This is a genomic window from Enterobacter sp. RHBSTW-01064, assembly GCF_014103035.1.
GTDB classification, from domain to species: Bacteria; Pseudomonadota; Gammaproteobacteria; order Enterobacterales; family Enterobacteriaceae; genus Enterobacter; species Enterobacter mori.
The window spans coordinates 200,292-226,836 of record NZ_JABXOU010000002.1; the positions used below are offsets into that span (position 1 = coordinate 200,292).

General features: G+C 54.4%; 30 protein-coding genes. 13 read left to right on the forward strand and 17 right to left on the reverse strand.

Translation table 11 applies throughout. The features are described from left to right. Nucleotides 1-39: 39 nt before the first annotated feature. Complete coding sequence (kduD, locus tag HV355_RS06845) at nt 40-801, reverse strand: 2-dehydro-3-deoxy-D-gluconate 5-dehydrogenase KduD (protein ID WP_126815936.1); 762 nt, start codon at nt 799-801, stop codon at nt 40-42. 63 nt (nt 802-864) lie between these two features. Beyond that, nucleotides 865-1,701, reverse strand: a complete 837-nt coding sequence (gene kduI, locus HV355_RS06850) for a 5-dehydro-4-deoxy-D-glucuronate isomerase (RefSeq protein WP_089600936.1) — start codon at nt 1,699-1,701, stop codon at nt 865-867. A gap of 297 nt (nt 1,702-1,998) precedes the next feature. On the opposite strand from kduI, the gene HV355_RS06855 reads away from it, so the two are divergent. Then, nucleotides 1,999-3,174, forward strand: coding sequence for an oligogalacturonate lyase family protein (locus HV355_RS06855; RefSeq protein WP_182401391.1), 1,176 nt, complete (start codon nt 1,999-2,001; stop codon nt 3,172-3,174). A 185-nt stretch (nt 3,175-3,359) separates the two neighbouring features. Here HV355_RS06855 and HV355_RS06860 read toward each other — a convergent pair whose 3' ends face one another. The 3 genes from HV355_RS06860 to HV355_RS06870 form a co-directional block, all read right to left on the reverse strand. Further along, a complete protein-coding gene (locus HV355_RS06860; RefSeq protein ID WP_010435198.1) occupies nt 3,360-4,043 on the reverse strand; it encodes an oligogalacturonate-specific porin KdgM family protein in 684 nt (227 codons plus the stop codon). Nucleotides 4,044-4,361: 318 nt separating this feature from the next. Next, a complete protein-coding gene (locus tag HV355_RS06865) occupies nt 4,362-5,540 on the reverse strand; it encodes an acetyl-CoA C-acetyltransferase (protein WP_089600353.1) in 1,179 nt (392 codons plus the stop codon). A 93-nt stretch (nt 5,541-5,633) separates the two neighbouring features. Next, nucleotides 5,634-6,500, reverse strand: a complete 867-nt coding sequence (locus HV355_RS06870) for a LysR family transcriptional regulator (RefSeq protein ID WP_089600351.1) — start codon at nt 6,498-6,500, stop codon at nt 5,634-5,636. A gap of 101 nt (nt 6,501-6,601) precedes the next feature. On the opposite strand from HV355_RS06870, the gene HV355_RS06875 reads away from it, so the two are divergent. Continuing rightward, nucleotides 6,602-7,063, forward strand: coding sequence for a multidrug/biocide efflux PACE transporter (locus tag HV355_RS06875; protein ID WP_042718447.1), 462 nt, complete (start codon nt 6,602-6,604; stop codon nt 7,061-7,063). A gap of 119 nt (nt 7,064-7,182) precedes the next feature. Next, nucleotides 7,183-8,412, forward strand: coding sequence for an amino acid permease (locus tag HV355_RS06880; protein WP_010435209.1), 1,230 nt, complete (start codon nt 7,183-7,185; stop codon nt 8,410-8,412). A 35-nt stretch (nt 8,413-8,447) separates the two neighbouring features. Here the strand turns inward: HV355_RS06880 and HV355_RS06885 are convergent, their stop codons facing one another. The 6 genes from HV355_RS06885 to HV355_RS06910 form a co-directional block, all read right to left on the reverse strand. Then, complete coding sequence (locus HV355_RS06885; protein WP_010435212.1) at nt 8,448-8,720, reverse strand: GNAT family N-acetyltransferase; 273 nt, start codon at nt 8,718-8,720, stop codon at nt 8,448-8,450. A gap of 10 nt (nt 8,721-8,730) precedes the next feature. Further along, nucleotides 8,731-8,961 (reverse strand): 4Fe-4S mono-cluster protein YjdI, encoded by a 231-nt coding sequence (gene yjdI / locus HV355_RS06890; RefSeq protein WP_010435213.1) that lies wholly within the window; start codon nt 8,959-8,961, stop codon nt 8,731-8,733. Nucleotides 8,962-9,023: 62 nt separating this feature from the next. Then, nucleotides 9,024-9,692: a methionine ABC transporter permease gene (locus HV355_RS06895; RefSeq protein ID WP_108416329.1), complete on the reverse strand. Its 669-nt coding sequence runs from the start codon at nt 9,690-9,692 to the stop codon at nt 9,024-9,026. Then, a complete protein-coding gene (locus HV355_RS06900; RefSeq protein ID WP_120158710.1) occupies nt 9,680-10,468 on the reverse strand; it encodes an ATP-binding cassette domain-containing protein in 789 nt (262 codons plus the stop codon). The genes HV355_RS06895 and HV355_RS06900 overlap by 13 nt, the downstream gene beginning before the upstream one ends. Beyond that, on the reverse strand, nt 10,461-11,267 hold the full coding sequence (locus HV355_RS06905; RefSeq protein WP_089600347.1) for a MetQ/NlpA family ABC transporter substrate-binding protein: 807 nt from the start codon (nt 11,265-11,267) through the stop codon (nt 10,461-10,463). The genes HV355_RS06900 and HV355_RS06905 overlap by 8 nt, the downstream gene beginning before the upstream one ends. 21 nt (nt 11,268-11,288) lie before the next feature. After that, nucleotides 11,289-12,317, reverse strand: coding sequence for an isopenicillin N synthase family oxygenase (locus HV355_RS06910; protein ID WP_182401393.1), 1,029 nt, complete (start codon nt 12,315-12,317; stop codon nt 11,289-11,291). Between the two features lie 559 nt (nt 12,318-12,876). On the opposite strand from HV355_RS06910, the gene HV355_RS06915 reads away from it, so the two are divergent. The 7 genes from HV355_RS06915 to HV355_RS06945 all read left to right on the forward strand — a co-directional run bounded on the left by HV355_RS06915 (nt 12,877) and on the right by HV355_RS06945 (nt 19,222). After that, on the forward strand, nt 12,877-13,062 hold the full coding sequence (locus HV355_RS06915) for a general stress protein (RefSeq protein ID WP_004136767.1): 186 nt from the start codon (nt 12,877-12,879) through the stop codon (nt 13,060-13,062). Between the two features lie 89 nt (nt 13,063-13,151). Beyond that, nucleotides 13,152-13,649, forward strand: coding sequence for a ferritin-like domain-containing protein (locus tag HV355_RS06920; protein WP_108416327.1), 498 nt, complete (start codon nt 13,152-13,154; stop codon nt 13,647-13,649). A gap of 59 nt (nt 13,650-13,708) precedes the next feature. Continuing rightward, nucleotides 13,709-14,215 (forward strand): ferritin-like domain-containing protein, encoded by a 507-nt coding sequence (locus HV355_RS06925; protein ID WP_010435238.1) that lies wholly within the window; start codon nt 13,709-13,711, stop codon nt 14,213-14,215. A gap of 17 nt (nt 14,216-14,232) precedes the next feature. Then, on the forward strand, nt 14,233-15,105 hold the full coding sequence (locus HV355_RS06930) for a manganese catalase family protein (RefSeq protein ID WP_010435239.1): 873 nt from the start codon (nt 14,233-14,235) through the stop codon (nt 15,103-15,105). A 69-nt stretch (nt 15,106-15,174) separates the two neighbouring features. After that, complete coding sequence (locus HV355_RS06935) at nt 15,175-16,578, forward strand: cytochrome ubiquinol oxidase subunit I (protein ID WP_010435240.1); 1,404 nt, start codon at nt 15,175-15,177, stop codon at nt 16,576-16,578. Next, the gene (cydB, locus tag HV355_RS06940; protein ID WP_182401394.1) at nt 16,578-17,588 is read left to right on the forward strand and encodes a cytochrome d ubiquinol oxidase subunit II; all 1,011 of its coding nucleotides are present in this window, start codon (nt 16,578-16,580) and stop codon (nt 17,586-17,588) included. Before HV355_RS06935 ends, cydB begins: the two co-directional genes overlap by 1 nt. Nucleotides 17,589-17,596: 8 nt before the next feature. Beyond that, nucleotides 17,597-19,222: an alpha-amylase family protein gene (locus tag HV355_RS06945; protein ID WP_182401396.1), complete on the forward strand. Its 1,626-nt coding sequence runs from the start codon at nt 17,597-17,599 to the stop codon at nt 19,220-19,222. Here HV355_RS06945 and HV355_RS06950 read toward each other — a convergent pair whose 3' ends face one another. From HV355_RS06950 to HV355_RS06965, 4 genes are read right to left on the reverse strand one after another with little or no spacing between them, the layout of a single operon-like run. Beyond that, nucleotides 19,223-20,209: an SDR family oxidoreductase gene (locus HV355_RS06950; RefSeq protein ID WP_182401398.1), complete on the reverse strand. Its 987-nt coding sequence runs from the start codon at nt 20,207-20,209 to the stop codon at nt 19,223-19,225. Nucleotides 20,210-20,222: 13 nt separating this feature from the next. Beyond that, complete coding sequence (locus HV355_RS06955; protein WP_182401400.1) at nt 20,223-20,735, reverse strand: 2-oxo-tetronate isomerase; 513 nt, start codon at nt 20,733-20,735, stop codon at nt 20,223-20,225. 11 nt (nt 20,736-20,746) lie between these two features. Next, on the reverse strand, nt 20,747-21,193 hold the full coding sequence (locus HV355_RS06960) for a YetF domain-containing protein (RefSeq protein WP_010435249.1): 447 nt from the start codon (nt 21,191-21,193) through the stop codon (nt 20,747-20,749). A 9-nt stretch (nt 21,194-21,202) separates the two neighbouring features. Continuing rightward, nucleotides 21,203-21,706, reverse strand: coding sequence for a hypothetical protein (locus HV355_RS06965; RefSeq protein WP_120158704.1), 504 nt, complete (start codon nt 21,704-21,706; stop codon nt 21,203-21,205). Nucleotides 21,707-21,845: 139 nt separating this feature from the next. Between HV355_RS06965 and HV355_RS06970 the strand changes: the two genes are divergently transcribed. Next, nucleotides 21,846-22,235 (forward strand): YdeI family stress tolerance OB fold protein, encoded by a 390-nt coding sequence (locus HV355_RS06970; protein ID WP_182401402.1) that lies wholly within the window; start codon nt 21,846-21,848, stop codon nt 22,233-22,235. A 67-nt stretch (nt 22,236-22,302) separates the two neighbouring features. Beyond that, nucleotides 22,303-23,187: an SDR family oxidoreductase gene (locus HV355_RS06975; RefSeq protein WP_182401404.1), complete on the forward strand. Its 885-nt coding sequence runs from the start codon at nt 22,303-22,305 to the stop codon at nt 23,185-23,187. A 35-nt stretch (nt 23,188-23,222) separates the two neighbouring features. Here the strand turns inward: HV355_RS06975 and HV355_RS06980 are convergent, their stop codons facing one another. Continuing rightward, nucleotides 23,223-25,205: an alkyl sulfatase dimerization domain-containing protein gene (locus HV355_RS06980; RefSeq protein ID WP_182401406.1), complete on the reverse strand. Its 1,983-nt coding sequence runs from the start codon at nt 25,203-25,205 to the stop codon at nt 23,223-23,225. A gap of 171 nt (nt 25,206-25,376) precedes the next feature. On the opposite strand from HV355_RS06980, the gene HV355_RS06985 reads away from it, so the two are divergent. After that, the gene (locus HV355_RS06985) at nt 25,377-25,775 is read left to right on the forward strand and encodes a hypothetical protein (protein ID WP_182401408.1); all 399 of its coding nucleotides are present in this window, start codon (nt 25,377-25,379) and stop codon (nt 25,773-25,775) included. A gap of 61 nt (nt 25,776-25,836) precedes the next feature. On the opposite strand, the gene HV355_RS06990 is transcribed toward HV355_RS06985, so the two are convergent. After that, nucleotides 25,837-26,451: an outer membrane beta-barrel protein gene (locus HV355_RS06990; protein ID WP_148400619.1), complete on the reverse strand. Its 615-nt coding sequence runs from the start codon at nt 26,449-26,451 to the stop codon at nt 25,837-25,839. Between the last annotated feature and the right edge of the window lie 94 nt (nt 26,452-26,545).

Sequence of the window (26,545 nt, forward strand, 5' to 3'; positions counted from 1 at the left end):
ACCTCCACCCGGGGGCAGAGGTTCGTCATGCAGGCGGAATTAACGCGCCAGCCAGCCGCCGTCGACGGCCACGGTGTAGCCGTTGATATAGTCAGAAGCCGGGGATGCCAGGAATACAACCGGTCCCATCAAATCGCTCGGCAGACCCCAACGTCCCGCTGGGATACGCTCCAGGATTGCCGCGCTGCGCTCTTCATCCGCACGCAGCTGCTGGGTGTTATTGGTGGCCATATAGCCTGGCGCAATCGCGTTAACGTTGATGTTGTGCTGCGCCCACTCGTTGGCCAGCAGACGGGTAACGCCCATCACCGCACTTTTCGACGCGGTATAAGACGGCACGCGGATACCGCCCTGGAAGGAGAGCATGGAGGCGATGTTGATGATCTTGCCGCCTTTGCCCTGGGCGATAAAGTGCTTCGCCGCTGCCTGAGACATAAAGAACACGCTCTTAATGTTCAGGTTCATGACGTCGTCCCAGTCGCGCTCGCTGAAGTTGATCGCGTCTTCACGACGGATCAGACCCGCGTTGTTCACCAGGATATCGATATGACCGAACTCCGCCACCGCGCGATCCAGCAGTTCAGGGATCGCATCGATTTTACGCAGGTCAGCCGTCAGGCTCAGAAAACGGCGGCCCAGCGCGGTGACGCGCTCGATGGTTTCCGTTGGCTCAACAATGTTGATACCGACAATGTCGCAGCCCGCTTCCGCCAGACCCAGCGCCATACCCTGACCCAGCCCGGTGTCACACCCGGAAACCACAGCCACTTTACCCTGCAGAGAAAATGCATCCAGAATCATGTTTGTTCCTTAATCGTTCAGCGCCTGTCACCAACAGGCAGGTTTATGCTTCACTGCCTGCGACTAGCGCAGATCCTTAACAGCGACATGGTCCATGTCATCAAAGACCTGGTTTTCACCGACCATTCCCCAGATGAAGGTATAGGCTTTCGTCCCCACGCCTGAGTGAATGGACCAGCTTGGCGAAATTACCGCCTGCTCGTTGTGCATCACGATATGGCGGGTTTCCTGAGGCTGTCCCATCATGTGGAATACGCAGGCATCTTCATCCATGTTGAAGTAGAAATAGACTTCCATGCGGCGCTCGTGGGTATGGCACGGCATGGTGTTCCACAGGTTTCCCGGCGCGAGCTCGGTCAGCCCCATGCTGAGCTGGCAGGTTTCCAGCACGTCCGGAACGAAGTATTTGTTGATGGTGCGGCGGTTGCTGGTGAGGTTATCGCCCAGCGTGACCGGCGCGACGTCCGCTGGCGTCACTTTTTTGGTTGGGTAGGTTGTATGCGCCGGAGCGCAATTGTAGTAGAACTTCGCAGGCTTACCGCCGTCAATGCTGGCAAAGACCACCTCTTTCGCCCCTTTTCCGACGTACAGCGCGTCGCGGTGGCCAATCTCATAGCACTGGCCGTCGACGGTAACGGTGCCCGGCCCGCCGATGTTGATCACGCCCAGCTCACGACGCTCAAGGAAATAGCTCACGCCCAGCTGTTTACCCACTTCTCCACCCACGGAGACGGTTTTCGCCACGGGCATAATCCCACCCACAATGATGCGGTCGATGTGGCTGTAGACCATGGTGTACTTGTCGGCTTCAAAAACCTGTTCCACCAAAAATTCATTACGCAATCCCTGCGTATCCAGCGCCTTAGCATGCGCACTGTGGATGCTTTGTCTGATGTCCACGTTGACCTCCAGAAATGATCGTGCCCAAGGGCAAAGATGATTAACGAAACGACGTTCCGTTTTCTTGATGAGCACATAGTATCCGTTGAGATTTGGCTTTTCAATTGCATTTAAAACAACGTTTCACTTTTTCTGCATCTTAATACCGAAAATGATGTTTCGATCACGATAATGTCAGAACATCCTTATCTATCCCGATGATTCTTACGAATTGCGCCACCAGTCACACATAATGAAACAACGTTTTGATAATTTAACACCCAGTTTTTAACTCAACGTCATTCAAAGGAGTGCATTATGGCTAAAGGTATGCGGGTCAAGCTGAACTACGAGGTCAGCCGCGATCCGGATACAGGCGTGGAAGTCACCCGCCTGACCCCCCCGGAAGTCACCTGTCATCGCAACTACTTTTACCAGAAGTGCTTCTTCAACGACGGCAGCCATCTGCTGTTTGCAGGGGCGTTCGACGGTCACTGGAACTACTATCTGCTGGATCTGAAAAAGGCTGAAGCGGTGCAGCTGACGGAAGGCGCGGGGGATAACACCTTTGGTGGTTTCCTTTCGCCGGATGACAGCGCTTTCTACTATGTGAAGAACGATCGCACCCTGCTGGAAGTGGATTTGCAGACGCTGGAAGAACGCGAAGTGTATCGCGTCTCTGACGACTGGGTCGGTTACGGCACCTGGGTTGCCAACAGCGACTGCACCAAACTGGTGGGTATTGAGATCGCCAAAAGCGACTGGACGCCGCTGAACGACTGGAAGATTTTCCACGATTTCTTCCACAAGGGGCCGCACTGCCGCCTGCTGCGCGTGGATCTGAAAACGGGCGCAAGCGCCACTATCCATGAAGAGAAGAACTGGCTGGGCCATCCTATTTATCGTCCGTTCGACGACAACACGGTGGCCTTCTGCCACGAAGGCCCGCACGACCTGGTCGACGCGCGTATGTGGCTGGTTAACGAAGACGGCAGCAACGTGCGTAAGGTGAAAACGCATGCAGAAGGCGAAAGCTGCACGCACGAATTCTGGGTGCCGAACGGATCTGCGCTGGTGTACGTCTCGTATCTGAAGGGTCAGCAGGGTCGCACCATCTCCCGTTTTAACCCGGAAACCGGCGTTAACGAGGAAGTGATGCAGATGCCCGCCTGCTCGCATCTGATGAGTAATTTTGACGGCACGCTGCTGGTAGGCGACGGTTCCGGCACGCCGGTCGACGTGAAGGACACGGGGGGTTACACCATCGATAACGACCCGTACCTGTATGCCTTCGACGTCGCGAAAAAAGCGTATTTCCGCGTCGCGCGTCACGACACCTCCTGGGCGACGGTGGCAAACAGCCGCCAGGTCACCCACCCGCATCCATCCTTTACCCCGGATGATAAAGCGGTGCTGTACAGTTCCGATAAAGACGGCAAACCGGCGCTCTATATCGCGAAACTCCCCGAGCAACCTGAAATGTTGCATGCATGATTTGAGTTAGTGTTTCTGTAACTGGCCTTGCCCTCCCCTAAGGAGGGCTTTTTTTTGGGCCTGGTGCGCGCGTTTTGCCCGGTGGCGCTAACGCTTACCGGGCCTACAGAGTGAAATGGGAGGGATCAAAGTAGGCCGGGTCAGCGCAGCGCCACCCGGCGGTTTTTAGAAAAGGAGCAGGATTATCAGAAGGAGTACGCCACGCCTAAACGGAAGCGGGTCTGGCGCTCGTCGGTGTCTTTTACGCCCACGTTGCCCACCTCAACATACGGTGCCCAGTTTTGATCCCATTTATAGGCCAGCTTGGCGTTATATTCGTTAGAATAATCTTTATTATTATTACGAATCATACCCTCGGTGCTTTTCGCATAAACGTAATTCAGCTCGGTACGCCAGTCTCCCATGACCCAACCCACCCAGGCATCGCCACGGTTAACTTTATCATCGTCTTTATTTGAGCTGGATGGATAACGGGTATATTCGTAGCGGTAACGTGCCGCCACGTAAAAACCATTATCGAAGCTGTATTGCAGGTGCAGGTTCGGTTTATAAATGGTACGGCTGTCATTACTCTCAATGGTGAATGCAGGCGTCAGCGCAATATTGTCGGTTGCTTTCCAGCGCCAGCTAATTTGGTCTTCATGACCGTTACCCACAACATCGGCAAACGGCTGGTCGGCCTTGTCGCCACCGGATTTCCATTTCGCTTCAACAGAGAAGCCGAAGCCGTTAGCAAAGCGATGCGAGACCGCAACCCGGTCTGCGTTCGCGCCGTTATCAATATATTCATGGCGCAGATCGACGGTAACCGCCTGAGCCGCAAAAGACGCACCAATAAGAGAGGCAAGGACCAGAGATTTATTAAACATGAAAAAACCCTCAAATAAAATAGCGTTTCGTTTTTATGGAACTGCAGTTTATTTTTTAATAAACGTTATTTTAGTGATCGGGATCGTAATTATTTGTTTCATTTTTTTTGGCAAAGATGGACGTGATGTCAGTCAACAAAAGGGGATTATTAACCTTAAATTTCAGGGGAGAGATCACAGTAAGACCTTAGCGGGGAGAATAATACAGCGCGTAATTATTCCACTCTGCATTGAGATTGAACTGATAATCGTAAAAACGTCACGCTATGTGTAAAAAAAAACCTCCCAAGGGGAGGTTTGCTTTTTGAAAGGAAAGGATCACCGCTCAATCGCCAGCGCCACCCCTTGCCCACCGCCAATACAGAGCGTGGCAATGCCTTTACGGGCGTTACGCTTTTTCATTTCATGCACTAAGGAGACCAGTATACGGCAGCCGGACGCGCCGATAGGGTGGCCCAGCGCGATAGCGCCACCGTTGACGTTGACCCGCAGCGGATCCCACTCCAGCATTTTGCCCACCGAGATCGCCTGCGCGGCAAAGGCTTCGTTGACTTCAATCAGATCCACGTCGCTAAGCTGCCAGCCTGCGCGCTCCAGACAGCGGCGTGTCGCATAGACGGGGGCGATCCCCATCAACGCCGGATCCACCCCCACGCTGGCAAAGGCTTTAATACGTGCGAGCACGGGAAGATCCAGCTCCTGCGCTTTGCTTTCGCTCATCATCATCACGGCCGCAGCGCCATCGTTAATGGAAGAGGCATTCCCTGCGGTCACCGACCCCAGCGTTTCAAAGGCCGGGTTAAGCTTCGCCAGCCCTTCTGCGCTGGCATCGGTGCGCGGCTGCTCGTCGGTATCCACCATCACGGCTTCACCGTTCTGACGCTGGGTGCTGACCGGGACGATCTCATCGCGAAACCGTCCGGAATCAATTGCGGCGCGGGCTTTTTGCTGCGAGCTCAGCGCGTAGGCGTCCTGAAGCTCGCGGCTGATGCCATATTCACGCGCCAGGTTTTCCGCCGTGACGCCCATATGATAATCGTTGAACGCATCCCACAGGCCGTCATGCACCAGGCTGTCGAGCAACTGGCTGTTTCCAAGCTGCGCGCCGGTACGGCTGTCGGTCAGAACGTGTGGCGCGCGACTCATGTTCTCCTGCCCACCGGCAATCACCACATCCGCCTCGCCGCACTGAATGGCCTGCGTGGCGAGATGCAGCGCTTTTAAACCGGAACCACAGACGTCGTTGATGGTAATGGCGGAAACCGTGTTGGGCAGCCCGCCTTTCAGTGCCGCCTGTCGGGCAGGGTTTTGCCCGGCTCCGGCGGTCAGCACCTGGCCGAGGATCACCTCATCGACTTCATGGGCGGCAATCCCGCTGCGTTCCACCAGCGCTTTCACCACCACGCTACCCAGATCGACAGCCGAGTGGCGCGCTAATGCCCCCTGAAAACAGCCGATAGCTGTACGCAACGCACCCACTATAACGACATCTTTCATCACGACCTCAGTGTTAAATGACCTGACGATAGTAGAGTATTGTTATCAACAATTATCGCGATTGTTTAAAATTAGTGAGTTAAATCACAAGGATCAGCGCGCGTCCTGCAAATACTGTCGCAGCCAGCTTCCGGCGACGCCAGGGGGAGATCGTTTGTTCCAGAGCAGATCGACACCAATCGCGCGTGGCCAGCCGGGGACATTGAGTTGCACCAGCGATTTCGCCGCTGCAAATTCATCGACCAGCGCACAGGGCAGTACACACCAGCCAAATCCCTGAACCGCCATACTCAAGAGTAACAGGTAATTCGGTGCTGACCAGACCGGCCCCCGGGCAAGGGTGGCTTCGCGTTCAAGATAGGTGCTCAGGCGCAGCTCGCGCCAGCCTTGTAGCTCATCAGCCTTAGTTTCGTGTTGCCCGGCAAGCGGGTGTTCCGCGCTGACGTAAATCGCCATCCGGGTCTGCAGGGGAAGCCGGGTCACGCCAATATCGGTAGGATAACTGCCGCGCGCTTCCGTCAGGCCAATTTGCGCCCTCTCCTTCTGCAGCAGATCGATGACATCCTCTTCTTCGCCAATCAGACATTCGAATTCCGTATGTGGAAAACGCTGGTCGAACTGTTTCATCAGGTTTTCAAGCACGTCCGGGTTGAGCGTATCGGAGAGCACAAACGTCAGCCGCGCCTCGGTCTGCGCGGTTAACGACACCGCCAGTTCGTCCAGCCGCGCGCTGGCGGCCAGGATCGACTGCACATAGCCCAGCACCTGCTCGCCCTGGACGGTTAACACCGGCTGACGCGCCGAGCGGTCAAACAGATCAAACCCGAGATCGGCTTCCAGGTTGGCTATGGACGTGCTGATCGTGGACTGGCTTTTACGCAGGCGGCGGGCGGCGGCGGAAAAGGAACCTGCGGCAACGGTCTCGACAAACGCGGTGAGGGCTTCAGGGGAATAGCGCATGAACTATCTACTTTATCGATGGATACCATCTTTAATATATCAGCTTTAGCGATAAAAATAGGCCCCATCGACGCCCATCCTGGCGAATGAATGAGGTCACTATGCAACATCAAGATGCACTCCACCGTAAACTGCCGGAGCGGATCTTCCATGCCGTCTGCTTTGAAGGGATTGCCACGGCGATCCTCGCCCCAACCGCAGCCTGGCTCATGCAGCGCTCCGTGGTGGAAATGGGTGGGTTAACCATTATCCTGGCGACCACGGCGATGCTGTGGAACATTATCTATAACTTTGGCTTTGACCGTTTCTGGCCCGTTCAGCGGGTCAAACGCACGGCGAAAGTGCGCGCCCTGCACGCCCTGGGCTTCGAATGCGGGTTTATTGTGATTGGCGTGTCAATTGTCGCCGCCGTTCTCGGCGTGACGTTGCTTCAGGCATTCACGCTGGAAATAGGTTTCTTCCTGTTCTTCCTGCCGTACACCATGTTCTATAACTGGGCGTACGATACCCTGCGCGAAAAATTCCTTAAGCGTCGCCAGCAACGACGCGCCCTGGCTGGCTAAACGCCCTCTGGCCGGACGTCCGTTCCGGCCAAACTCCTTCGAAGCAACTGCGCTCTCCACGCATAATTATGGTAAATTGCACGCCATTCTGATGGTTTGATAGTTGAAACGTTGCTCTAATGTCGAAAATTTGGTCAAAAGATGAGACTCTCTGGAGTTTCGCTCTCTATGGCACGGCCGTGGGCGCAGGAACGCTGTTCTTGCCCATTCAGCTGGGCTCCGCAGGCGCCATTGTCCTGTTTATTACCGCCCTCGTGGCCTACCCATTAACCTACTGGCCGCACAGAGCGCTGGCGCAGTTTATTCTGTCGTCGAAGACAAAAGGTAATGAGGGGATCACCGGTGCCGTTTCCCACTACTACGGCAGAAAGATTGGGAATCTGATCACCACGCTCTATTTCATCGCCTTTTTTGTGGTGGTGCAGATTTATGCCGTGGCTATCACCAACTCGTTAACCGAGCAGCTGGCAAAACAGATGACCGTGGATACCGCCGTTCGCGTGCTGGTCAGTTTTGGCGTGGTGCTGGTACTGAATCTGATCTTCCTGATGGGACGGCACATCACCATCAAAGTGATGGGATTCCTTGTGTTCCCGCTGATTGCCTATTTTCTGTTTGTCTCGCTGTACCTGACGGGAAGCTGGCAGCCCTCGCTGCTCACCAGCCAGATGGCGTTCGATCGGCATACGTTGCATCAGGTGTGGATCTCGATCCCGGTGATGGTTTTCGCCTTTAGCCATACCCCGATTATCTCGACGTTCGCGGTTGACCGTCGTGAGAAGTTCGGTGATGAGGCCATGGGTAAATGCAAGAAAATCATGAAGGTAGCGTATCTGATTATCTGCCTGAGCGTGCTGTTCTTCGTGTTTAGCTGCCTGCTCTCTATCCCGCCGTCGTACATTGTGTCGGCGAAAGAGCAAGGAGTCACGATCCTGTCAGCACTGTCGATGATGCCCTCTTCACCTGCATGGTTGGGCATTTCCGGGATTATTGTGGCCATTATCGCGATGTCGAAATCGTTCCTCGGCACCTATTTCGGGGTGATTGAAGGGGCGACGGAGATTGTCAAATCGTCGCTGAATCAGGTGGGGGTTAAAAAGAGCCGCGCCTTTAACCGCGCGATTTCAATTCTTGGCGTGTCATTGATCACCTTCGCGGTCTGCTGCATCAATCCGAACGCCATTTCGATGATTTATGCCATTAGCGGCCCGCTTATCGCGATGATCCTGTTTATTATGCCGACGCTGTCGACGTACCTGATCCCGTCGTTGAAGCAGTATCGTTCCATCGGCAACCTGCTGACGCTAATCGTCGGCGTGCTGTGCGTGTCGGTGATGTTTGTAGGATAAGCCCGCGGTGCCCGGCGCAATGCCGGGCACCTCTCTCACGCCCGAATATCGTCATATTCCCGCGTATTATCAAATTCATGTTTGGCAAACGGGCACAGCGGGATAATTTTACGGTTTTCACCGCGCATCTTCTCCACCACTTTCGCCACCAGCTGCTTACCCACGCCCTGCCCTTTCAGGCTCTCGTCCACGTCGGTATGTTCAATAATGCTGAGGTGTTCACCGGTCGGAACAAAGACAATCTCCGCCACCTGGTTCCCGTCTGCATCATTCACATAAAATTTGTTATGGCCTTCCAGAATATCCATGGTTCCTCGCTTATTTTTGGCGATACTTCAGCGCGCCGCTCGGGCAGGTATCAATCACGCGTATGACGGTCTCAACATCGACTTCATCCGGTACGATCCACGGTTTACGTTTCAGGTTGAACAGCTTCGCGCTGCCGCGTACGCAGTTTCCTGAATGTTTGCAGATCCCGGTATTGAAGTAGACGTCGATCTTCTCACCGGTGTAGGCCCGGTATCCCGCTTCCAGTAGCTCTTTATCCACGACATAGCCTCTGTTGTTATTATGTTGGTGAATGGGTTATAGCACAGGAAAGCGGGAGGCGGTTAGCGTCGGTAAGCGAGCGATCGTACCAGTCTGTCGCCGAGTTTCTGGATAGTCTGCACCAGCAGCAGTAATACGATGACCGTGCCGGCAATCAGGGTGTTATCGAAGCGTTGATAGCCATAGCGAATGGCCAGGTCTCCCAACCCGCCGCCGCCGACGACGCCCGCCATGGCGGAAAAGCCGATCAACATCACAATGGTCAGCGTAATTCCCGCCACCAGCGCGGGCAGCGCTTCGGGCAAGAGCACCCGGCTAACAATATGCCAGTGGCTGCCCCCCATCGACTCCACCGCCTCAATGCGCCCCCTATCCACCTCATCCAGCGCGCTTTCAACAATGCGTGCGAAAAAGGGAAAGGCACCAAGCGTAATGGGTACCACGGCGGCGGTGCTGCCAAGCGTGGTGCCGACAATCCACCGGGTGACCGGAATAAGGGCAATGAGCAAAATAACAAAGGGCAAGGCTCGACCAATATTCACGAGGCTATTGAGCACGACAGCCACCGCCCGGTTGGGTAACACACCGTCCCGACGCGTGATAAACAGCAGCACGCCAACGGGTAATCCAATGGCTACCGTAAAGAGCGTCGCCAGCGCCACCATGTAGAGGGTTTCCAGGGTGGCGTTAATCATTAAGTCCTGAAAGCGATCCCAGTTCACGCTACGCATCTCGCCCCCGTCTCTGACGCATATTTTGCCAGGAAAGCACGATCGGTTTCGCCATCCTGCAGCAGCATTTGACGCAGCCGCCCTTCCCGACGCGACATAATTTGCGAAAGCGACCCGCTCTCAATGAGCGCCCCCTGCTCCAGCAGGGCCGCTGCATGGCAGATCTGCTTCACGACCGTCATTTCGTGGGTGATTAGCACAATGGTGATATTGAGCTGCTGTTGAATATCAGCCAGCAGATCGAGAATAGCGCGAGTCGTTTCCGGGTCGAGCGCGCTGGTCGCTTCATCGCACAGCAGGTAGCGAGGCTGTACCGCCAGCGCACGGGCAATGCCCACCCGCTGCTTCTGACCACCTGAGAGCTGCGAGGGCCACGCGTGACCAAAATTTCCCAGCCCCACCAGTTCGAGCAGGGCGGCAACCCGCTGCTGACGCAACGGGCGCGGGACACCGGCAATCTCCAGCGGCAGATCGATATTGTCGTTGACGGTACGCGAGTGCAGCAGATTGAAGTGCTGGAAGATCATGCCCATCTGCTGACGCTGCTGGCGAAGCTGCGCCACGCCCAGCGTGGCGATGTCCTGGCCGTCGATGAGTACGCGACCCGACGTCGGCTGTTCAAGGCGATTCAGACAGCGCAGCAGGGTGCTTTTTCCCGCCCCGCTGCGCCCGAGAATGCCAAAGATCGTTCCTTCTTCTATCGACAGCGAAATGTCCGTCAAGGCCGGCGCGGTTGCGCCGGGATACTGTTTACTGATGTGCTCGAGTTTAATCATGCTGTGGCGCCGTAACGGGGATCACCGAGCCGTTGTATTTCTCGCGGATAAAGGCTGCCACCTTCGGGGAGGTTAAGTCTTTCGCGAGTTCGGCAATACGCGGGTCTTTCAGTAATTCAGGCGTGGTGACCAGCAGGTTGGCATAAGGGTTGTTGCTGGCGGATTCCAGCCCTAAAGCGTCTTTCGCCGGAACCAGCCCCGCCTCAAGGGCATAGTTGCCGTTGATCACCGCAGCGTCCACATCGTCTAACGCACGCGGGATTTGCGGCGATTCAATCTCCACAATCTTGATTTTCTTCGGGTTGTCGCTGATGTCAGCAGGCGTCACCAGCGTAGAGGCCGCGTCGCCGCTGGCCTTCAGTTTCAGCACGCCTTTGCTCTGCAACAGCCACAATGAACGGCTGAGGTTAGTGGCGTTATTCGGCACGGCAATGCTTGCCCCTTCCGGTAATTCATCCAGTGATTTCACCTTACGGGAATAGATACCCAGGGGTTCAATATGAACTTCAGCAGCCACGCTGAAGGTTTTTCCCAGCGCTTTTTCCTGATCTTTCAGGTACGGCAGATGCTGGAAATAGTTGGCATCCACCTCTCCGGAAGCCAGTAACTCATTCGGGTTTATCCCGCCGCTGCTCATCTCGATAATTTTCAGATCGAGTTTAGGATCGATTTTTTTCACATACTCCAGGATTTCCGCATGGGGAATAGGATCGGCGGCGATACGTAACGGTGCGGCGTGCAGCGTTTGTGAAACCAGTAAAGCAAGCCCAGCCAGCGTAAAGAATGCAGATTTCATCATCGTCTTATCTCTTATTGTTTATTAAAACTGTGGTTCGCCGTTGAGGTGATCCGCGTAAAAACGGTTTGCCACATCAGGATGCGAGCGCAGTCGGCCTTTTAAATAATTCCAGCCCACTTCGCGTAACAGGGGGTTGAGCGGATCGCTGGTTGGTCCGTGTGCCAACCGCGCGAGGGAGTCGGGCAGTTGAAAGACCGGCACGACCGCATTCAGCTGTGCGCCGAGGAAGAAAGCGTATGACAGGCGCTCCCGGCCAGCCTGCGGGGAGACGACGCGGTGTACGGTAGCGCGCAGATAACCATTGGTTGCCAGTTCGAGCAGTTCGCCGATATTAACCACGAATGCGCCAGGCAGCGACACCGCGTCCACCCATTCATTCGGCGAGACCTCAACCTGCAAACCGCCCTGCTCGTCCTGCAATAACAACGTCAGGAAACCCGAATCTTTATGCGCGCCAACGCCCTGGCGGGATTCATTTTCACTGCGCCCCGGATAGCGGATCAGCTTGATATGCTCGTTGGGATAGTCGCCGTAAAGGTCATCGAAGGCGTTTCTCGGCAGGGACAGCGCTTCGGCAAAAGCCCGCAGAAGTTCAAGCGCCACGTCGGTCATTTTCTGCTGCCAGAGAGTGATCACATCACGCATGTCCGGCAGCGCTTCGGGCCACTGATTGGGTCCCTGCATACGTTGCCACACCGGGCCAGTGCTGCTTTCGATGGCAGAGCGTTCAGCGCCAATATCAAATTGCTCGCGGTAGTCCGGTTGGCTGCGGGTAATTTCCGATCCCGCGCGGTTATAGCCGCGAAAATGCGGTGAATTGGCCATCCTGACCTTCAGCTTCTCCTGCTCCGGGAGGGCAAAAAATTCACGCGAGACGCGCTGCACGTCGTCCAGCAACGCCTGAGAAATACCGTGCCCGGTAAGGTAAAAGAAACCCACATCGCGGGCTGCTTTCCCCAGGTCTTCAAGAAAGGCTTTACGCTGTTGAGGATCGCCCTGCAACCGGGAGAGTTCAATAACAGGTAAGGAGAGTTTATGCGCTGTGCTCATCGTTTTTTTCCAGCTTATGACAATGCGCTCACCTTGCCATTTCGCCACATAGTGCACTACGAAGTTTTCTGTCTATCGATATCAAAAAGCCAGCAATGGGCTTGCAAGAATAAGGGTTAAATTTTATTTCACTGGTTCTTTCATCAATGACCAATTTTATTTATAAATAACGCACGCACCTACCCCCAAATTATTACCTCCATATATTTATCACCTTGAGACTATTCTCATTGCGCACGTTGCCGTTTCATTCTCTTTCACGCAATTTGTAAACTCATGTAATTCATTTCCGCGGCGGGTTTACGGTAAAAAAACCTGCACCTGGCGGCAGACACCGAAGAATCGAACCTGTAAGCAACAGATATCGTAACCATTTATAGGCACAGTCCTGTAAAATAACGAAGCGGTATATTTCGCAGCGGCAACCACCTCGTCCCAAAATAAAGCGAAACTGTAATTTGACTCTTCCAGCATAACGACTAATGTTAATTGCTGAACGACAAATGATACGAATTAAAAATCGTATCTCCTGACATAAACGCAACAAGAGGGTTGATATATGGCAGAACATCGTGGTGGTTCCGGTAATTTCGCTGAAGACCGTGATAAAGCATCAGAAGCTGGACGTAAAGGCGGCCAGCACAGCGGTGGTAATTTCAAAAACGATCCGCAACGCGCGTCTGAAGCAGGTAAGAAAGGGGGACAGAACAGTCACGGCGGAGGCCGTAAATCTGATAATTCCTGATCTTATTTAAGTCTCTTATAAATAACCGAGAGCATGCTGCGGGCCTGGTGGCTCGCAGTACCCTTTACTTATTTAACGGGAACATAAATATGAACATGAAAAGTATCGAAGACGTCTTTATTCACCTCCTGTCGGATACCTACAGCGCTGAGAAGCAGCTGACTCGTGCGCTAAGCAAACTTTCCCGCGCAGCATCAAGCGAACAGCTCAGCGCCGCATTTACGGCACACCTTGAAGAGACGCAGGGACAAATTGAGCGCATAGACCAAATTATTGAGCAGGAATCCGGCATTAAATTAAAGCGCATGAAATGCGTGGCAATGGAAGGCCTGATTGAAGAAGCAAACGAAGTCATTGAGAGCACAGAGAAAAATGAAGTGCGCGATGCGGCATTAATCGCTGCTGCGCAAAAAGTCGAGCATTATGAAATAGCGAGCTACGGTACCCTGGCGACATTAGCAGAACAGCTTGGCTATAAAAAAGCCGTTAAACTTCTCGCCGAAACACTGGAAGAAGAGAAAGAAACCGATCTTAAATTAACCGATCTGGCCGTTGGTAATATTAATCAAAAGGCCCAAAAAGGTTAACCCCGGGAATAAATGAGCATCAGCATTTAATTAAATCAAATAACTCACAGGAGTTTATTATGAATCATGTAGAACACTACCATGATTGGCTGCGCGATGCCCATGCGATGGAAAAGCAAGCCGAATCGATGCTGGAATCCATGGCCAGCCGTATTGAAAATTATCCCGATTTACGCGCTCGTATCGAACAACATATTAATGAGACAAAACGCCAAATTACATTGCTGGAAGAAATACTCGACCGCAATGATATTTCACGTTCGGTTTTAAAAGATTCAATGAGCAAAATGGCGGCCCTGGGACAGTCCATTGGCGGCATGTTCCCCTCCGATGAGATCGTAAAAGGCTCAATCAGCGGCTACGTTTTCGAGCAGTTTGAAATTGCCTGTTATACCTCCCTGCTGGCAGCCGCCAAAAAAGCGGGTGATACCGCCTCGATACCCGCCATTGAGACCATCCTGGCGGAAGAGCGCGAAATGGCCGACTGGCTGATTCGCCATATTCCGCAAACGACGGAACAGTTCCTGCTGCGCTCGGACGCGGACGGCGTTGAAGCGAAAAAATAACGGGAGAGGGAGAGTCTATGTTCCGACACGTAAAACAGCTGCAGTATACGGTTCGCGTTGCCGAACCCAATCCGGGCCTGGCCAATCTGTTACTGGAACAGTTTGGCGGGCCGCAGGGCGAACTTGCCGCCGCCTGTCGTTACTTCACTCAGGGACTGAGCGATGACGATCCTGGCCGCAAAGATATGCTGATGGATATCGCGACCGAGGAGCTGAGCCACCTCGAAATTATCGGCACCCTGGTCGGTATGCTTAACAAAGGGGCCAAAGGTGAACTGGCGGAAGGTGTTGAAAGCGAAGCGGAACTGTATCGGTCAATGACCGAAAACGGCAACGACAGCCACATCACGTCGCTGCTATACGGCGGGGGGACGCCGCTGACCAACTCGGCGGGCGTGCCGTGGACTGCAGCCTACATTGACACCATCGGCGAACCCACCGCCGACCTGCGCTCAAACGTGGCGGCGGAAGCCAGAGCCAAGATCATTTATGAACGACTGATCAACGTGACGGACGATCCGGGGGTTAAGGATGCGCTGGCGTTTCTGATGACGCGTGAGGCGGCGCATCAGCTCTCCTTTGAAAAGGCGCTGCAGTCCATCCGCAATAATTTTCCGCCCGGAAAATTGCCGCCAATCGAGGAGTACACCAACAAGTACTACAATATGTCTGAAGGTGGAGAAGTTCGCGGAAGCTGGAACAGCGATAAGCATTTCGACTACGTCGAATCTCCCCAGCCAGCGGTTGACGGAGGAGACGGCAGTGCAAGCGTAACGCTTACGACCGAGCAGGCCACGCTGGTCAAAGCAATGTCTGCACGCACGAAGTCCGATCCCAACGCCGATCCGCTAACCGGCGCCGAGCTTGGCGCAGGGAAGAAAAAACCGTAATCGGTTTTGCCAGGTAGCCTGACGCTGCCTGGCAATTCTCGTTAGCCCTCCGTTCCAGAGGTACGGCCCATGTTCGAACTCGATGCGTTTCATCTGGCCAGAATACAATTCGCCTTTACCGTCTCGTTTCACATCCTTTTTCCCGCCATCACCATCGGGCTTGCCAGCTATCTGGTGGTGCTCGAAGGCATGTGGCTGCGCACCAAAAACGACGTCTGGCGCTCGCTGTACCATTTCTGGCTAAAGATTTTTGCCGTCAACTTTGGCATGGGCGTGGTGTCCGGGCTGGTGATGGCTTACCAGTTCGGGACTAACTGGAGCGGCTTTTCCCAGTTCGCAGGCAGTATCACCGGCCCGCTGCTAACCTATGAGGTGCTCACCGCCTTCTTCCTTGAAGCCGGTTTTTTGGGCGTGATGCTGTTCGGCTGGAACAAGGTCGGCCCTGGCCTGCACTTCTTCGCGACCTGCATGGTGGCACTGGGTACCCTGATGTCTACCTTCTGGATCCTCGCCTCCAACAGCTGGATGCACACTCCGCAGGGCTTCAGTATTCAGAACGGCCAGGTGATCCCTGAGGACTGGCTGGCAATTATCTTTAACCCCTCCTTCCCGTATCGGCTGATCCACATGTCTATCGCCGCCTTCCTGAGCAGCGCGCTGTTTGTGGGCGCGTCGGGCGCGTGGCACCTGCTGCGCGGCAACGACACGCCCGCCGTGCGTAAAATGTTCTCAATGGCGATGTGGATGGCGCTGCTGGTCGCCCCCATCCAGGCGGTGGTCGGCGATATGCACGGCCTGAACACGCTGGAACACCAGCCCGCCAAGATTGCCGCCATCGAAGGGCACTGGGAGAACCCGCCGGGCGAAGCCACGCCGCTGCTGCTGTTTGGCGTACCTGATATGGACGAAGAGCGCACTAAATACGGTCTTGAGATCCCCGCGCTCGGCAGCCTGATCCTGACCCACAGCCTGGATAAACAGGTTCCCGCCCTGAAGGACTTCCCGAAAGAAGATCGCCCGAACTCCCTGATTGTCTTCTGGTCGTTCCGCGTTATGGTCGGGATGGGGCTGCTGATGATTGCGCTCGGCGCGCTCAGCGTCTGGCTGCGCTACCGGCACCGGCTGTACCACTCGCGTCCGTTCCACTGGTTTGCCCTCTGCATGGGGCCCGCTGGGCTGCTCGCACTGCTGGCCGGCTGGGTGACCACCGAAGTGGGCCGCCAGCCGTGGGTAGTCTACGGCTACCTGCGCACCATCGACGCCGTATCGCTGCACAGCACGCTGCAGATGAGCATCAGCCTGCTGGCCTTTATCGTGGTCTACTGTTCGGTATTTGGCGTGGGCTATGTCTATCTCGTTCGGCTAATTAAGAAAGGGCCGCAGCCTGTTGGCACGCTAACCTCTAACACCTCGGGCACCCCTGCCCGTCCGCTGTCTGCCGCTGAATCTGTTCCTGAAGAGGAGAGAAGCTGATGGGCGTTGATATCTCGGTTATCTGGTTTGCAATCATCGTCTTCGCCACGCTGATGTACATCATCATGGACGGCTTCGATCTCGGAATTGGGATGCTCTTCACCTTTGTGGGTGATGCCAAAGAGCGCGACGTGATGGTAAACAGCGTGGCCCCGGTCTGGGACGGAAATGAAACCTGGCTGGTGCTGGGCGGTGCGGGGCTGTTTGGTGCGTTTCCCCTGGCCTATGCGGTGATCATTGATGCGCTGACCATTCCGCTTACCGCCATGCTGATTGGCCTGATCTTTCGCGGCGTGGCGTTCGAATTTCGCTTCAAGGCGACGCCGTCGCACCGCAAATTCTGGGACTACGCCTTTGCTGGCGGATCCTTGCTCGCCACGTTCAGTCAGGGGATCGTCGTCGGGGCGATGATCAACGGTTTCGATGTGGAAGGACGACGTTTTGTCGGCTCATCGCTGGACTGGCTGACGCCGTTCAACCTGTTCTGCGGGCTGGGGCTGATCGTCGCTTATACCCTGCTGGCGACGACCTGGCTCATCATGAAAAGCGAGGGCGCGCTGCAAACCCGCATGCGCGAGTTGACCCGCCACGTGCTGCTGGCGCTGATGGTGGTCATCGCGGTGGTCAGCATCTGGACGCCCCTTGGCTGGCAGTACGTGGCCGACCGCTGGTTCACCCTGCCGAATTTCTTCTGGTTCCTGCCGGTCCCCCTTCTGGTGGCGGTATTTAGCCTGTGGATCTGGCGCCTGACTCGCAATCCGAACAGCCATGCCCGCCCGTTCCTGCTGACGCTCGGGTTGATCTTTCTCGGCTTTAGCGGGCTGGGCATCAGCCTGTGGCCGCATATTATTCCGCCGCGTATTACCCTGTGGGAGGCCGCCGCGCCGCCTGCCAGCCAGCTGTTTATGCTGGTCGGGACGCTGCTGATTATTCCGGTGATTCTGGTGTACACCGCCTGGAGCTACTACGTCTTCCGGGGCAAAGTGTCTGATACGGAAGGCTATCACTGAGGGACGTTATGGCTGGCTGGCATACACGAGCGATTATCTACCAGATTGATACCGCCCTGTTTTACGATCTGAACGGCGATGGCTGCGGGGACATCGCCGGAATTGGGGCCAAGCTGCGCTACATCCGCCGGATGGGGGCAACGGTTATCTGGATCACCCCGTTTTATCTGACGCCGTTTCTGGATGAAGGCTACGACGTAAGCGACCACCTGCAGGTCGACCCGCGCTTTGGGAAACTGAAGGATATCATCGCGTTTATCGAGCAGGCCCGCGAGCTGGGCATGCAGGTGATTATCGAGCTGCTGATCCAGCACACCTCGGACGCGCATCCCTGGTTTCAACAGGCGCGCCGCAACCCGCAGTCCCCCTTTCGCGATTATTACCTGTGGTCCGATAACGACGATGACGACACGCCGCCCATGTTTCCCGGCGTGGAGAAAAGCATCTGGTCATGGGACGAGGAAGCCGGACAATACTACCGGCATATGTTCTATCGCCATGAGCCGGATCTGAATCTGGCCTCGCCTGCGGTGCTCAAAGAGATCGACAACATCATCCTCTTCTGGCTCAAGCTCGGCGTGTCGGGCTTTCGCCTGGATGCGGCGTCTCATCTGACAAAACAGGCCGGGCGTGGGGATGAGAAAAAGGGGCTGTGGATCCTCGAACATATGCGTCAGCTGATTGAGCAACACAACCCGGAGGCGATCCTGCTCGGGGAAGTGGACGTCGAGGTCGAGGAATATAAAGACTACTTTGGTGATAACGATCGCCTGAATCTGGTGCTGAACTTCTGGCTCAACAAGTATTTTTACGTCAGCCTGGCCGAGAAAAGCGCCCGCCCGCTGCGCAAGGCGGTGAAGAAAATGATCGTGCCGCCGGATTCCTGCTGTTTCGCCAACTGGCTGCGCAATCATGACGAGCTGGATCTGGAGGGGATCGGCAAAAAAGAGAAGCAGACCGTTCTTGATACCTTTGCCCCGGATGACGACATGAACGTGTATCAGCGCGGCATTCGCCGCCGCCTGGCGCCGATGCTGAATGGCGATCAAAAACGGCTGGCGTTCTGTCACGCAGTGCTGTTCTCTCTGCCGGGCGTACCGGTGATGCGCTACGGGGATGAAATCGGCATGGGTGACGATCTGGCGCTGGAAGAGCGTTACGCCGTCCGCACCCCCATGCAGTGGGCGGGCTCGCAGGGCGGCGGTTTTTCGGATGCCGACCCCGACACCTTTATCGCCCCTGTCATCGATCGCGGTCCTTTCCGCTATCAAAAAATCAACGTGGCGGATTCCCTTCTGCACCGCAGCTCGCTTCTGCATCGCATCATTGATATTGCCAATACGCGTTCAGAGTTCCCGGAAATTGGTATGGCGCCGTTTCGACTCATCAACATCGACAACGATGCAGTCCTGGGGCTCTATTATGAAACCGACGAGCGCAGCATTCTGACCTTCGTGAACTTCAGCGACAAGGCGGTTCAGTTCACCGCGAAAGGGATCCGCCACGCCACCTGGACCGCCTGTCTGGCCGACAAACGGTACCAGGATGCGCTACTGCCCGGTAAAACGGTGGAGCTCAATATCGGCGGATACGGCTACCGCTGGTTCTGGACCAACCGCACCGCGCTGCGCTGACTATTTTTTCCGGGTCGACAGCAGGCGAGCCACGACCAGCCCCGCGACCGCGAGCGAACCGAGCAACACTTTCCCCGGCATGCCGGAGGAGACGGTCGTGGCACGATCCTTCGCTTCGGCAGAAAAGCGTCCATGGATTTTGTGCAGATCGTTGACCGGTTGATCCAGATAGTCCCGGCGGTCTTCGGCGTTCAGCTTATCGGTCATCTGCCCTTCCCACGCCTTTTTTACCATCAGCCTGTCAAGAAAACCGGGGAAGAGAAACTGCCCGACAATCGACTGAACGGTACTGCTGCCCACCCAGAGTTCACGTACTGGTTTCTGCACGACCTTAAAAATGGCGCTGGCCGCCACGTCGGGCTGGAAGACGGGCGGAACGGGGCGCATCGCCCAGGCAAATTTGTTTCTCGCCCAGTCAAACTGCGGCGTATTGAGACCCGGCATTTGCACCATTGAAAGCTGAACCCGGCTGTTTTCGTGCATCAGTTCGGTACGCACCGCGTCGGTGAATCCGCGGATCGCCGCTTTTGCGCCGCAGTAGGCAGACTGCAGCGGGATGGATCGATAGGCCAGCGCGGAGCCAACCTGAACGATGATCCCGCGATCTCGCGGCACCATCAGTTCCAGCGCGGCGCGGGTGCCGTTCACGTAGCCCAGATAGGTGACCTCCGTAACGCGGCGAAATTCACCGGGCGTCATCGTGCGAAACGGTGCCAGCACGGCCCCCATTGCGTTATTGACCCATACGTCAATGGCACCCAGGCGGTACTCAATCTCGTTGGCGGCATCGACGACGGCCTGGCTGTCCGCCACGTCGGCCTGTACGGCATACGCATTGACGCCAAAACGACGTAGCTCCTCTTGCGTGGAGTGCAGGCTCTCTTCCTCGCGGGCAATAATACTCACATCGTAACCCGCTTTCGCAAAGTGCAGCGCCGTCGCTTTCCCCACGCCCGCCGTCCCGCCGGTAATGACAATTACAGCCATACAACCTCCGCCTTTATTTCAAGCCTGGTAGCTTCTCGATCAGTTCAGATAAGGCATAGCGGACCGCTTTTTCCACCACATCCTGGCATTCACCGGAAAAGTGCACGGTACTCGTTTCCGTACGCTCGCCTAAATTCCAGGCGAAGCAGACGGTTCCGGCTGCCGTACCGTCATCCCCGCCTTCTGGCCCCGCATAACCGCTGATAGCGATACTGATATCGGCCTGCGCAATATCGCGAATTTTCGCTGCCATTTCGGTGACCGTTCGTTCACTGACGGCGGTGAAGCGCGCGAGGGTTTCATGACGAACGCCCAGGATCCTCTCTTTCGCCTCATCGCTGAACACCACCATCCCGACATCATAGAATTCTGCCGTGTTCTCCTCGGCGCAGAGCGCAACCGCCAGATTGCCGCCCGTGCAGGATTCCGCCGTGGTCAAACGCAGCCCTAAATCCGTGAGTTTTGTCGCCAGCTTTTTCGTTAACTCCCCGACGGTTTCATTTTTATCATGCATCAGATTATGCATACCGGTGCCTCTTAATTTTCAAAAGGAATGATTGAAATATGACCATTCCTTTCCAGAATAGCGTATTTAATTTCTTTCAACTCCGTCACGCCGTTATTTTGACGCGCTGAAACCAGAATATCATCGCAAGAAACATCCACTTTTTTAAGCTTATCCATGAGTGGAATACCGTTTTCCACTAATATAACCGGCGTGCCGTCCAGAATATTCTCAACGGGAGAGAAATACTTTTTCATTAAGCCAAATATAATATCTACCACCACCAGCGTAGTGATCGTAATCATCGCACCGGTGACCGAAAAATCTTGTCCCAACAGCGCCTGTTGCGTTGCTTCACTGATGATGAGCAACAGGATCAGGTCGAAACTGGTCATTTGCAGCAGCGCGCGCCGTCCAGCCACTTTGAATACCACGACCAGAAAAAGATAAATGGCCAGGGCTCGAAAGACCATATCCATATTCGCCTCCTAAGGGTAAATGAACTGCCAGAAGCGAATTTCTGGCTCGTTGTTTACACGAATTGCATTTGCCCACTTCCCCGCCTTCGATGGCGTCAGAAAGAGTCTGACAGTGAATTTTTCATTATATTTTAGGTTGTTATAGACGAAAAACAGCGTATCTCCCCGGCTGTACATGCTGTCAGGCTGCGGCCAGATGCTGCCCGGCTCATAGACATCACCGCTCTCGCTCGCCATGCTGATGACGTATTCCCCCTGGGTTTTTACCGGGAAGGCGATCTGCAGCGGAAACTCTGTTTCCCGGCGACCAAAACGCTCATAGTTGAGAGTGAGCGTTTTTGCCGAATTCATTTTTTCAGTATCACTGACCGCCCCGCTCGAAAACAGACCGGCAATCGCCGCGATAATAATAGCCAGCAACAGGATAAAACCGACCTGCCGAAATGCATACTCGAACGTCAGCAAACGATAACTTTCATTTATCCCGGGCAGCTTTTCATTTTTACGATTCATCGTCGCCCTCACCGCTTCGCTTATTTGTCGAAATTTATGATTTCTATAAGCAAATGCTTTTAGGACTTATCACATTTGCCACATAAAGGAATAGCAACAATACTTAATAAGTCAAGACAGCCAAAATGAAGGATATCGGATGAAATTATCAGTCATTTCAGCCTTATTAATATTACTGGTTCCCTCCGCTTGGGCAGATAATAACGGCGGGTTACAAAAAGGCGAAGCGCCTCCTCCGCCTCATGCGCTGGACGACGGTTATCGGGGCACGGATGACGCGCGGATTATGACCATTAACCAGGCAAAAGGAATGCATGACGGCGCAACCATCTCACTGCGCGGAAACCTGATTGACGGAAGCGGCGACAAATATGTTTTCCAGGATAAAACGGGAAAAATAGACGTCATTATCCCTAAAGCGGTGTTTGACGACAGAATCGTCAAACCCGATCAGATGATCAGTATTAACGGCTCACTGGACAAGAAATCATCACCTCCTGTCGTACGCGTCGATCATCTGCAGAAATAAATTCAGCGAAGCGTTAACGCTGTCACTATCCATCAAATCTCACCCCTTGGCCTGTAAGGAGTCAGCAATGAGTGATACCACACAACGTACCAACGCTTTCCCAAAACCGCCGTTCCCTGAGCAGCCGCAAACGCCGCCGGGTCTGGCGTCCGAGATGCAACCCGTGCCCGATCACGGGGAAAAGAGCTATAAAGGGCATGGCCGACTGGCCGGTAAGAAGGCGTTGATCACCGGCGGCGATTCAGGGATTGGCCGCGCCGTGGCGATTGCCTATGCCCGCGAAGGTGCCGATGTCGCCATCAACTATCTGCCCGAAGAGGAGCAGGACGCCGCTGAGGTGATTGCGCTGATCGAAGCCGAGGGAAGGAAAGCCGTCGCGCTTCCCGGCGACGTGCGTGACGAGGCCTTTTGCCAGAACCTGGTGGAAGAAGCCGTAGCTAAACTTGGCGGGCTGGATATTCTGGTCAATAACGCCGGTCGCCAGCAGTATCGAGAAACGCTGGAAGAACTCACCACCGAAGATTTTGACGCCACCTTCAAAACCAACGTCTACGCGCCCTTCTGGATCACCAAAGCGGCGCTGCGTCACCTGAAAGCGCCTGCGTCGATCATCAATACCTCCTCCGTGCAGGCGGTACAGCCGAGCGCCGTGCTGCTCGATTACGCGCAGACGAAAGCCTGTCTGGCGGTATTTACTAAGGCCTTAGCGAAACAGCTGGGATCTAAAGGGATACGCGTCAACGCCGTTGCGCCGGGGCCTTACTGGACGGTTCTTCAGTCGAGCGGCGGGCAGCCGATGGAGAAAGTGAAACACTTTGGCGAGAGTTCCCCGCTGGGACGTCCGGGCCAGCCCGTTGAAATCGCGCCGCTGTACGTGACGTTAGCCTCTGACGAATGTTCGTTTACCTCCGGGCAAGTGTGGTGCTCGGACGGGGGCGACGGGACTATCTAAAAATAAAAAGGCTGCGTGAGCAGCCTTTTTTTCGTCTACGGGGTAACGATGTTGAACCAGAAATCAAAGCTATCCATATAGCTGAGCAGCTCATCAAGCTTCGCCTGATTGCCTGCCACCGTCACATCCCCCTTCTCCTGCGCCTGTTTCAGCGTAGTCTCCTTGAGGATGATTTTGTTCAGCGTATCGCGGCTGAGTGTGATTGAGGCATCCGCCTCTTTTGCGACCGCATTCGCGCTGTGATTCAGCACGCCGTTCTCAAGTTCCAGCTTGTACTGACCGCCATCTTTACCCAGGTCAACGTTGAACACCGCTTTTGCATTCGCCGCTCTCATGCCGTTGATGTGCACCCCGAGGAAGTCAAAGAACATCTCCGGGGACATGGCGCGAACCGTATCCGGGCTGGCGGTATTCGGCGTCGGCAATTTCTGTACGCCGTTACGAAGTTCCTGCGCGCCGGTCAGATAGAAGTTACGCCATGGGCCCGACTCCGCCTGATAGCCCAGCTGTTCGAGCGCGTCCGCTTCCAGATTACGCGCCGCTTTGTTTGATGGATCGGCAAACACAACCTTACTTACCACCTGCGCGACCCAGCGGTAGTTACCCTGAGCATAATCGGCTTTGGCTTTTTCAAGGATGGCGCTGGCACCGCCCATATAATGGACATATTTCTTCGCGGCGTCGACCGGCGGAAGTTCGTCGAGCGTTGCCGGATTACCGTTGAACCAGCCAAGGTAAAACACATAGGTCGCTTTCACGTCATGGCTTACCGAGCCGTAATAGCCGCGGCCCGCCCAGGATTTGGCTAATCCGTCCGGCAGCGCAAAATTGGCCGCGATTTCATCTCGCGTCAGCCCTTTGTTCGCCAGTCTCAGCGTCTGGTCATTGATATACCGGTACATATCGCGCTGGCTTTTCATCAGCTTCACCACGTTGTCGTTGCCCCACGTCGGCCAGTGGTGCTGCGCCATGATGATTTCAGCCTTATCGCCCCAACGCTCAATGGCGCTGTTAATGTATTTCGACCAGGCCAGCGGGTCGCGGATCTTCGCCCCGCGTAATGAGTAGGTGTTATGCAGCGTGTGGGTCACATCTTCCGCCGCCTCAATCATCTTCTTCTCTTCAACGTACCACAGCATTTCAGACGGCGCTTCTGACCCCGGCGCCATCATAAAGTCATACGTCAGACCGTCGATAACCTCTTTCTGACCATCTTCGGTGATGTAATGAGTCGGCTCGATCAGCGTCACCGTCCCGGCAGACGTGGTCGTCCCGAGACCCGCGCCAACCTGGCCTTTTGCGTCCGGCTTCAGCAGGTTGCCGTACATGTAGCTGGCCCGGCGGCTCATCGCATTCCCGGCCATGATGTTCTCGGAGACCGCTTCTTTCATAAAGCCTGCCGGGGCATAGACTTTCACTTTGCCCGATTTCACATCGGCTTCGTCAACCACGCCGCGCACGCCGCCATAGTGGTCAACGTGGCTATGGGTATAAATCACCGCCACCACCGGACGTTTACCGCGGTTTTTATAATAGAGATCCATCCCCACTTTGGCGGTTTCGGCAGAGACCAGCGGATCGATAACCGTGATCCCCTCTTTGCCTTCCATGATGGTCATGTTTGACAGGTCGAGGTTACGGATCTGGTAAACGCCGTCCGTCACTTCAAACAGACCGCTGATGTTAATCAGCTGCGCCTGTCGCCACAGGCTTGGGTTTACCGTATCCGGCGCTTTTTGCCCTTCTTTGATAAAAGCGTATTGCTGCGGGTTCCAGATAACATTGCCCTTTTCACCCTTAATAACATCCTGTGGCAGCGGAGCAATAAAGCCTTTATGGGCGTTGCTGAAATCGGTTTTATCAAAAAATGGCAGCTGGCCATACAGCGCATCATTATTTGCTTTGGTATGGGTGGTAGCTTCTTTTGCCGTTGACTGCGCCATGGCAGGAGTGGCCACCAGCGAGGTGGATAACAGACCGGCAACGGTCATTGCGTTAACAAGAATTTTCAGTTTCATAAATCCCCTACACGTCATCATTACGTTCGGATATGTGTTTAGGAAATAAGGTTACCAGCCAATTATTTCTTTCCCCATTCAAATAACGTTTAAAAATAAACAAACTTAACCTGTTGTCGTCATTGCCAGGCAGGATAATGTTCACTCCATTTATTCACTCCAGGATAACCAATGAAGATAACGCCATTTTTTATCGTTATATTTAGCCTGAGCACCTTAACCGCCAGTTGCTCTGCTCCACCCGATAAAGTCGAACAGATTAACCATTTGCAGGTTCCTTTAATTTTACCTGGTGAGAAACCACCCGCTGTACCGACGTCACATATTGCGTCGCTCTACCAGGAGAATAAACACCAAATTGATTCATTAACACGCAACCTTAAATCACAGTATCTTCAGGATGCCTCGGCAAAAGATATTTTTAAAGAGGACAGTCCAGTCCAGCGCGTTTACGCCTCCCTCACGAAACTGGAGCAGTTAGATATGGTGAACCAGCAATACCTGAAGGATAAAAATGAAGCTGGTCTGAGAAATATCAATCTTGCCCTTAAACCCTTAATAACGGGTTAAACAATGAAAAGCCCGACTACAAGGTAGCCGGGCTTTTTTATCATCGAGAAGAACATAGAGGTTAATCGTGTTGACCAAAGCGATAGGTCAACCCCGCCGTAACGGAGCTAATATCGCTGCTAACGCCAATCTGGTTGGCATTACCCACGTTGCTGACCCACTGGTACTCCATACGGCCAGCCCAGTTTTTATTGAATGCGTATTCCGTACCGACTGCCGCAAGCGGGCGAACACCGGTCTCAAAACGATTGTGACCACTTACATCAGATTCAGCACGGTAGCCCATCGCACCCGCACGGCCATAGATATCCCAGTTGTTCGTCAGGGCATAGCTGGCTTTTAAAGACATCTGCAGGCCCTGGGCTTTCATTTGTCCACCCGCACTATGCTGGCCTTTTATCTGCATATTACCCAGATAATCATAACCGCCTTCAACCGCAAGCCATGGCGTAATTTGGTAACCCGTATAGATACCGCCACCAACATTATCGTGGTCAATATCGAAATGGTTAGAGCTGTTATTACTCTCGAGTGCTTTAGAGCCTGTATTGGTGTCAAAATAATGTGACCAGCCAAATTTCGCCCCGCTATACCAGGTGCCTGCATCTGCGGCGGCAAAAGCGGTAGTGGCGGTACATGCATTTACAAGAATTAAAGCTACCAATGTCTTTTTCATACGTATCCTGTTTGCTTCGTCAAAATTCATTTCGGTGAGCAAACAATAAACAAAAACGAGAATATCGTTAATTCGTTTTTAGTTTAATTTTAAA